We start from the raw sequence: 8181 nt of genomic DNA, 5'->3' as shown, positions 1-8181 counted from the left end.
AAAAGCATCTCGGGACGCCTTTCCCAGCTTCAGACCTGCGGCTTCGCCAATTGCCATCGTCAGTTTCCGCCATTCACTTGTTGGGTCAATCTGATCACGCGTTCGAACGTCACGGTCAGATGCATCCATCGTTCACGATGAATGCCTTCGCCAGCTCACGTCAATCCCGATGGATGCTCCTTTGATGCCATGACATTTTTTAAGTTCAGCTCGCTGTGGCTCAGCTCAACAGTGAAAGGGCCTGCTGAGCCAGCTCATGCGAGAGTGGTTTTCCATGATAGTTCAGGTCTCCTGCCGCTTCGAGTATCGGCAGGATTCCGAATCCCTTTTTCGTTTGAGAAATGATGGCTGTCGGCCGGTCCGTGACAGACTTCACTGTCTCGAGGGCGCTGACCACGGATTCCATCGAGTTTCCATCGATCACTTGTGTGTGCCAGCCGAACGCTTCGAACTTGGGAGCAAACGGCTTGAGATCCAGTACGTCCTTTGTCGAGCCTGTCTGCTGGAAACCGTTCTGGTCCACAATCGCAGTCAGGTTTGACAGCCGATACTTCTCGGCAGACGCGACCGCTTCCCAGACTTGCCCTTCGCCCATCTCTCCATCACCCAGCATCACGTATGTATGAGCGTCGATTCCGTCGAGACGACAGCCCAGCGCATGGCCCACACCCAGTGAGAGCCCCTGCCCCAATGAACCAGTCGAGGCTTCCATGGTCTCCAGGCGTTTCATATTGGGATGCCCCTCGAAGGGACTCCCCAGCTTTCGCAGCGTCCGAATTTCGTCGACTGAGTAATAGCCTGCCTGACAGAGCGCCGAGTACAGCACAGGAACCGCGTGTCCTTTGCTGAGAATGAATCGGTCCCTGAGCGGGTCTCGAGGATTCTCTTTGTGATGTCGCAGAAAGCCGCCGAAGTACAGGGCGGTGACGACTTCAACTGCGGAAAGACTGCTGGTCGGATGGCCACTTCCCGCTTCCGTGGTGATCGTGATGATCAGCCGCCGGATGGCTTTCGCCGTCTCCTTCAGCCGTTCGATCTCCATGCCTGTCGCGTTGGCCACGGTTGATTTCCTTACGTGCGAGCCAGAAGATGAGCCACTGGTTACGTTCCCTCGTAAAGCAGATCGGTCAGAAATTTTTTCTGCGAGATGTCTTCGTATGCTACCGCCCCCTCGCAGGTGCGGCAAGGATGTCGGAGGCGGTTCCCTTCCCTGTCTCTGACTCGTCGTGACGCAGTCGGCAGCGACATCACGCACACTTCACGAGCCGTCAAACAAAGCAGGTTTCATTGATGCTGATTGGTATCTTTGCGGATAGCCACGACCACCTGGACCACATTCGCCGCGCGGTCGAGGTCTTCAACGAAGCCGACTGTCAGCTGGTCGTATTCGCAGGAGATCTCGTTTCCTCTTTCGCGGTTCCTCCGTTGCGCCAATTGAAATGCAAAATCGTCGGATGTTTCGGTGACAATGAAGGAAACAAGACCGGAGTCACGGCCGGAATGCGGATCGTCGGTACCATCGGAGAACCTCCATTCGGTTTCAAGACTCCCGATGGACGCCGCATCCTTGTGACTCATATGGATCGATCACTGCGCGGTGTCGAAGGAGACTTCGATGTCGCTATTTATGCACATACTCACAAACCGAGCATCACTCGCGATGAGCAGGGACGGCTGTTTATCAACCCGGGAGAAACGAGCGGATGGTCCTACGGCAAACCCACCGTCGCGTTGCTGGAGACCACGACCATGGAAGCTCAGATCGTTCCGCTGAAAGGAACCGGGGATTGAGCTTTCCCAGCAGTTTGCGAGTGCTGCGACCTTTCCGCTTACAAGTCACTCCAACGATTTCGTCGATTGAAATTTGAAGCAGTCTGAGTCGATCTTACATGGCTTCGCCGGAATGCGCCCTGATGTCGACTTTCATCCGCCCGTGAGCCCAAAGGTTTGGGACTGGCCCCATTTCACTCCGACTGCTCACCCGCCGAAAGTTCCGGTGGTTCATCCGTCGGTAACGGTACGGCCCCCGCTGCAGGCTTACCATGCCCTGCCTTGATATAGGCCGCACGCTGGCGAGCATAGTCAACAGCCGTCAGATCCTCTGTCGTCCCAGATGAGTTCGACGCATCCTGTTGAGATTCGGCAAAGTACCGCTTGAGATAGTTCACACACCACCCGCACCCCGTTCCCGCTCCGCCGCACTCACTGATCTGGCTGGCACGACGGGGCCGGTGCACGCGGATGAAATTCAGAATCTTCCGCTTGGAGATATGGAAGCAATAGCAAATCGTGTCATCAAGCTGCATGAGTCGTCCAGCGTCATCAGGATCACCGCACTCGGCGGTCGAGGTTTGCTGAATGATAGCAGTGAGCGTGGTCAACGACAGTCGTCATTCCGTCAAATCCCGGATTAGCCGAGATCTGCGATGACTTGCCATCCTTCTCCGGCAGCAAGCGAATCGCCTTGCGAAGGGCGGAGAGCAGTCCTTCAGTCGTCTGGAGAAAACGGATCCCAAGATGCGACGATGGGGCTTCTGAAATCGCAATCGATGCTTCCAATTCTGCTGCACCGGTTGACGCGATGGGATACTCGACGGCAGGATATGCCTTCTTCCGATACGACCCCGTTGCACCAGGAGATTTCCCGAGATGTTGCAGTTTGCCTTGGCATTGCTTCTCGCTAGTCAGACTGACGAGAAATTGTTTGTCGCAACGCCGTTGACCCAGCCAAACGAGTTCACCCCCGGCATCGAAGGCCCTCAGTGTGACCGTGAAGGCAACATCTATGTCGTGAATTTCGAAAAGCAACAGACCATCGGCAAAGTGACACCTCAGGGCAAAGCCGAAATCTTCGTGACTCTGCCAGGCAAGAGCACCGGAAATGGCATTGTTTTCGACCAGCAGGGGAAGATGTACGTCGCGGACTATGTCGCACACAATGTCCTGAAAATCGATATGGCGACACGCAAGATCGACGTCTTCGCCCACAATGATCAAATGAACCAGCCGAATGATCTGGCGATCCATCCGAACGGAACACTCTACGCCAGCGATCCCAATTGGGATCAGGGGACCGGCCAGCTCTGGAAGATCGACACAAAGGGCAAAACAGAGCGTCTTGCGGAAGGAATGGGAACGACGAATGGGATCGAAGTCAGCCCCGACGGAAAGACCCTGCACCTTTGTGAAACCGCAAAAGTGGATGGGGAAACTCATCGAAATGTCTGGTCATTCCCGATCAACGAAGACGGGTCCGTGGGCGAGAAAAAGCTGATTCACCGATTTCCCGACTTTGGATTCGATGGGATGCGCTGCGATATTGACGGAAACCTCTATATTACACGCCACGGCAAAGGGACCGTTGCGGTACTGACTCCGACTGGCAAGCTCCTTCGCGAGATCGATGTACTCGGAAATAAACCGAGCAACCTCTGCTTCGGTGGTCCTGACGGTCGCACCGTCTACGTCACGGAAGTCGAGCATACGCGGCTGGTCCAGTTCCGTGCCGATAAACCGGGGCTCGCCTGGAAACGCTGGAATCCCGGAAAGTGACATGCGTCATTTTCCACATCCTGATCTATCACCTGGAAACTTCAACGAAGGATCAACGCACCGATGACACCTCAAGAAACCGCCGAAAAGCTGGGTCTGACTTTCAATAAGATCGAACCAGGCTACCTGAACCTGTGCGTTCGCTCGGGTAACCTGCTCATCACCTCAGGTCACGTCAGCGACCTGAAAGGGAAGCTGGGAGCAGGAGTCACCGTGGAACAAGGCTACCAGGCAGCGCGGGACTGTGCGATCAAGATCCTGAGGTCCGTCCATAACGAATTTGGCACTCTGAACGGACTGCGCGTCCTGAAGGTGCTCGGCTGCGTCAACTCGACGCTGGAATTCCACGAGCAGCACCTCGTGATCAACGGAACGTCAGACCTGCTGCACGAAATCTTCGGCAAGACAACCGACGGCTATCATGCCCGAAGCGCATTGGGCTTTGCCCAGCTTCCCACGAATGCCGCCGTCGAAGTCGAAGCAATCTTCGAAATCAAGTGATTCCGGAAGCCGCCACCAGCTGAGAGATCAGTCCGCTCCACTTTGGCGATCAGCCTGGAGAGCGGACTTTTTTTGCGCGCATTGACTGTGGCAGAGGCATGAGAGTGAATTGCCGCAGCGGCTAGTTTCATCCCCTGCTCGAAAATCGGCGAACAGGGAATCCAGCTCGCTGAAACGGGCATTCACCACGATAGCAAAGCCTGTTTTGAGTGATCCAAATCCCACACACTCAAATTGCTAGACACCCATCGGCAGCGTGTGAATTCTCGTAGTGCTATAGCCGGTGTTTGGCCTGTTCACTCGCACGCTTGAGGATCGAGCGTTCGCGTTCGGTGAGACTCTCTGATCCCTGTTCGTGAATCTTAGCAAGGATCGCATCAACCTGTTCGTCGAGCCCCGAAGTCGAAACTTCCGGATGAAACACTTTGAGATTCCGGGACGTCGTCGCTCGGCGTAGTGAGCGTTTCAATCTGCCGAAATCGAATACTTCGGCAATGCCTTCGAGTCGCCAGTTTTGCTGTCGGTAGAGATACCCGAATGCAGCTCCCCACAACTCAGACATGTAAGCAACCCGGGTCCACGGTCCTTCGCCCTTGAAGGCCTGCAGAATTTGAAACACGTCGACGACCACGTAGATCAGCAGCAGAACTCGTATCTGAATTGGTATCAGGCCGAAGAACAGCAACTCCCTGCGAGGAAAATGCGTGGCGTAAAGTGCCAGCATTGCCAGCACTGGCGCATTCGCCCCTATGAGGGGCTGCGGCAGGTACAACTTGAGGCTGAACGCCGCGAAGATCACGGCGCAAAAGGCAGCGGACGCGAGATAAAACCACAAGAACTCGCGGGATCCGTACATCCGTTCCAGGCTGGAACCCAGATACCACAGCGCGATCATATTAAAGACAATCGCGAACGGTGCGTTACGCGGATGACAGAAGACATACGTCACCGCCCGCCAGATTTGCCCGTGAAGTAACTTATCCGGCTCCAGCAGCAGCCATTCTTCAGCGTACGACTTCGTCACGGCGAACATCGCCTGAGCAACGGGCTCGACCGAGGACCGCAAAGATGCCACCGCGACGCGTGGAACGGCTGAATCATCCAGACTGACGTCATGAGTGAAAATCGTCTGCGCGAAAAACAGCCCTACGCTCACGATGATCAACCATTTTGTGGTTGGAACATCGTGCCCCCACGAGGGAAGTCCCGAGCCGATTTCATCGCGCATGTAGTCGCGGTTATTAGAGCCCATCGTCCGTGTAGACCTCTTTAATCGCTTTTAATTCACTTCGTCTGCGACAACTCGCTTTTGGTTCCGGGTTGCGGCAGTCGATTTGTCAGTTCGGTATTTTCCACCAGGATTCGATCAATGTCGTCTTTGACGCTTCGAACCTTACGACGAATATCGTCAATCTTAAGCAGCAGTTCGTTCCGTTCCTCTTCCGTACGTTCCATGGCTGCGACGAGCCCTTCCCGGTATTCCGGTTCAAGCTGATCCCCGCCAGCAAGTTCTTCGCCTCCAAGCAGCTCAGCTTCTCGCAGCTTGAGCTTGTTGTTGGCTTCCACGAGAAGTTGCTCCTGCCCCTTTAGCGTCAGCATCCGATCGCCGAGTGTTTCCTCGAGCTTCAGGATCGTCGTGAGCTGCTTGTCAAAGTTTTCGGTGTAGCCGGGTGGGACTAGGTTTCGCCAGCGCCAATTTCCGGCCTTGCCCCAGGTCGCTACTTCGGCGGGTGTGGCGCGCCAGTTTGGCTTGAGCACAGACCCGTTCTGCTGGATTTCCGCCGGTACAAATGAGCCGCGATAGACCGACGTTCCATCGGGCAGCAACTCAAACCCGTGCAGTTGCAACCCCTCACGGACCCCAGCGGCAGATCCGACATTCACCTGCACTGCGCCATCGGGACTGACGACATTCGTCTGCACGATCGGCCAGAAATTGCCCCACAGGTCGCGCGAGCGGAAGATGTCCTTCTGCAGCGAGTCGATCTGAGCTTCGAGCGTCTCAATCTTGGGTTGAGTCTCGTTAAACTTATTCTTTGCGGCCAGGGTTTTCGCCGTCCAGCTGTTGCGAACCTCGACAAGCTTGGCAGTCAGGATCGAAGCGGCGATGGCCGCAATGACCACCAGAAATGCGAAGACTTTGCCAAGCGTATTCATTATGAGATCCTTGTCGCAAACGCAGTCTGGGTGTTTCTCTTCGGGCGTCGCTGACTCAACGCAACTTCAATTCATCGGGAGGACCAGCGGAAGCGGAGACGTCGTTGTTAGCTTCAGGTCGTCGCTCGCGCTCGTACGTCCGCCGCACTGTTCATTCTTGAAAAACCATGCTGGTAAAATATCGACGCGATGTCAGCCAGGACGACAGCAGATTCTCTCAAGTATTTACGAACCGCTCTTCCACCGATTGTTTGTGATGATTTTCTGCGCCTGAAACGACTTTTACGCTGGCAAAACCCCCTTCGCGGCCTTACTCCGGTGAGCCTTTCACCGGCACAATCGATACGACTGGTACGCCCTCCATGACCCGAACGAAACACCTGCTCGCTCACTTGATCATAGGAGTCGATCAAGTGGGTGGTCAAGGAGAATCCCGCGTGTGAATTGCCTTTGACAGTGAGTCAGCACACAATCGCAGTGCTTGATGTATCCGCCTCCTTTCCCACCTCAACTGAGAGACCTTCCGTTGAACGCGCCAGAACCCCACTCTGCCTCGACTCGAACGATTGAAGACTCACTCCAGGATAGCACCTCGACAAACGGCACCAGCTTTGGCCAGTGGATGGCTCTGATCGCTGCGCTATTAGGCTGGATGTTTGACGGAGCGGAAATGGGTGTGTTCTCGATGGTGGGCCGTGCCGCCATCCAGGATTTGCTGGGGATCTCCCAACCCTCTCCCGAATCGGAACAAAAGGTTGGACTTTACTTCAGCCTGGTCATCGCCGTGTTTCTTGTGGGGGCCGCAACGGGCGGCGTCCTGTTCGGCTGGCTGGGAGACCGAATTGGACGCGTCCGGGCCATGAGCCTCAGCGTGTTAACATATGCGCTCTTTACTGGTCTTTGCGGGTTTGCTCAGACGCCGATCCAGTTGGGAATCTTGCGATTTATTGCAGCGTTGGGAATGGGCGGCGAATGGTCCCTCGGCGTCGCACTCGTGATGGAAGTCTGGCCAAATCGCTCTCGTGCGTTAATGGCAGGCTTGATCGGAGCAGCAGCAAATGCCGGCTACCTGCTCGTCGGAATCATCGGGATCGGCTTAGCCGCAGTCCTGACTCAGTGTGAGTCATTACTCGCCTCGACCGGACTTCCTGAATCCACGGTGAGTATGCTTGTCGCGAATAAAGGCTGGCGACTCATGATGATGCTGGGAACGCTTCCAGCCGGACTGACATTTTTCTTTCGCCTCTTCGTGCCAGAATCGACTAAGTGGGAACGCGAGCATGACCGCGGTTCCACATCAAACTGGGTGGCGTCTGACCTGATCGGCGTACTGGTGGGAGCAATCGGCCCTGGTCTGATTGTCTGGGTCTGGGCCGACGAACGAATCAACACGACGTGGCGTCTCGCAGGCACATTCATGGGACTGGTCATTGCCACTTTGGGATATATCTACCCGGTCGTACGATTCCTTCAGCGAACCTATGCGAACTCGAGCGACGCAGCCAACCAGACGAGCCAGACGATTCGCCGTATGCTACTCGGAGCCTGCTTAAGCGGAATCGCACTGATTGGCACCTGGGGATCCACACAGTGGGCCATGTCCTGGGCCGGTCAATTAACTCAGAACGTCAAACCAGTCGACGCGACAGGAACACCAGCGGCTGATGAGCGGGCGATGGCTGCAACCGCGGCGAAGCCGTCGTGGATTCATGAGACCATTACTCGAAACCCCCGTGAATACACGCAGATTGTCACTGCGGTGGGGGCGATCATCGGTACAATCCTGGCTGCCATGCTGGGCGACTGGGTCGGTCGCCGCATCGCGTACTGTGCTCTGTGCTTCGTGTCGATGGCATCCGTGCTCTGGTTCTACCAGTTTCATTCTCAATTCGACGCCGAGTTTCTCTTTGCGGCGTTCCTGCTGGGAACGTTTACAGCCTCATTCTATGGATGGTTGCCACTGTATCTTCC

8 protein-coding genes are annotated in these 8181 nt (G+C 55.5%); 4 read left to right on the top strand and 4 right to left on the bottom strand.

The features are described 5' to 3' along the window. Nucleotides 1-220: 220 nt before the first annotated feature. On the bottom strand, nucleotides 221-1060 hold the full coding sequence (locus VGE80_RS17135) for a transketolase (RefSeq protein ID WP_373651771.1): 840 nt from the start codon (nucleotides 1058-1060) through the stop codon (nucleotides 221-223). A gap of 230 nt (nucleotides 1061-1290) precedes the next feature. Here VGE80_RS17135 and VGE80_RS17130 point away from each other — a divergent pair, with 230 nt between their 5' ends. Beyond that, nucleotides 1291-1791 (top strand): metallophosphoesterase, encoded by a 501-nt coding sequence (locus VGE80_RS17130; protein WP_440593516.1) that lies wholly within the window; start codon nucleotides 1291-1293, stop codon nucleotides 1789-1791. A 173-nt stretch (nucleotides 1792-1964) separates the two neighbouring features. On the opposite strand, the gene VGE80_RS17125 is transcribed toward VGE80_RS17130, so the two are convergent. Continuing rightward, a complete protein-coding gene (locus tag VGE80_RS17125; RefSeq protein WP_440593515.1) occupies nucleotides 1965-2381 on the bottom strand; it encodes a (2Fe-2S)-binding protein in 417 nt (138 codons plus the stop codon). Nucleotides 2382-2649: 268 nt separating this feature from the next. Here VGE80_RS17125 and VGE80_RS17120 point away from each other — a divergent pair, with 268 nt between their 5' ends. Continuing rightward, nucleotides 2650-3552, top strand: a complete 903-nt coding sequence (locus tag VGE80_RS17120) for an SMP-30/gluconolactonase/LRE family protein (protein ID WP_440593514.1) — start codon at nucleotides 2650-2652, stop codon at nucleotides 3550-3552. Between the two features lie 63 nt (nucleotides 3553-3615). After that, the gene (locus VGE80_RS17115) at nucleotides 3616-4053 is read left to right on the top strand and encodes a RidA family protein (RefSeq protein ID WP_373651767.1); all 438 of its coding nucleotides are present in this window, start codon (nucleotides 3616-3618) and stop codon (nucleotides 4051-4053) included. Nucleotides 4054-4327: 274 nt separating this feature from the next. On the opposite strand, the gene VGE80_RS17110 is transcribed toward VGE80_RS17115, so the two are convergent. Next, nucleotides 4328-5305, bottom strand: coding sequence for a rhomboid family intramembrane serine protease (locus VGE80_RS17110; protein WP_440593513.1), 978 nt, complete (start codon nucleotides 5303-5305; stop codon nucleotides 4328-4330). Nucleotides 5306-5337: 32 nt separating this feature from the next. Beyond that, on the bottom strand, nucleotides 5338-6210 hold the full coding sequence (locus VGE80_RS17105) for a hypothetical protein (protein ID WP_440593512.1): 873 nt from the start codon (nucleotides 6208-6210) through the stop codon (nucleotides 5338-5340). A 526-nt stretch (nucleotides 6211-6736) separates the two neighbouring features. Here VGE80_RS17105 and VGE80_RS17100 point away from each other — a divergent pair. Continuing rightward, nucleotides 6737-8181: MFS transporter (locus VGE80_RS17100; protein ID WP_440593511.1), on the top strand; the 1445-nt coding region annotated here is incomplete at its 3' end.

It is taken from the genome of Schlesneria sp., from assembly GCF_036405755.1.
GTDB lineage: Bacteria > Planctomycetota > Planctomycetia > Planctomycetales > Planctomycetaceae > Schlesneria > Schlesneria sphaerica.
The sequence above is the reverse complement of the archived record's forward strand: the minus strand, read 5'-3'. Positions and strand labels throughout refer to the sequence as shown.

What these genes read in the sequence shown, in the direction of transcription:
- VGE80_RS17130 (WP_440593516.1), top strand. Translation starts at nt 1,291, where the DNA reads ATGCTGATTGGTATCTTTGCGGATAGCCACGACCACCTGGACCACATT.
- VGE80_RS17120 (WP_440593514.1), top strand. Translation starts at nt 2,650, where the DNA reads ATGTTGCAGTTTGCCTTGGCATTGCTTCTCGCTAGTCAGACTGACGAG.
- VGE80_RS17115 (WP_373651767.1), top strand. Translation starts at nt 3,616, where the DNA reads ATGACACCTCAAGAAACCGCCGAAAAGCTGGGTCTGACTTTCAATAAG.
- VGE80_RS17110 (WP_440593513.1), bottom strand. Translation starts at nt 5,305, where the DNA reads ATGGGCTCTAATAACCGCGACTACATGCGCGATGAAATCGGCTCGGGA.
- VGE80_RS17105 (WP_440593512.1), bottom strand. Translation starts at nt 6,210, where the DNA reads ATGAATACGCTTGGCAAAGTCTTCGCATTTCTGGTGGTCATTGCGGCC.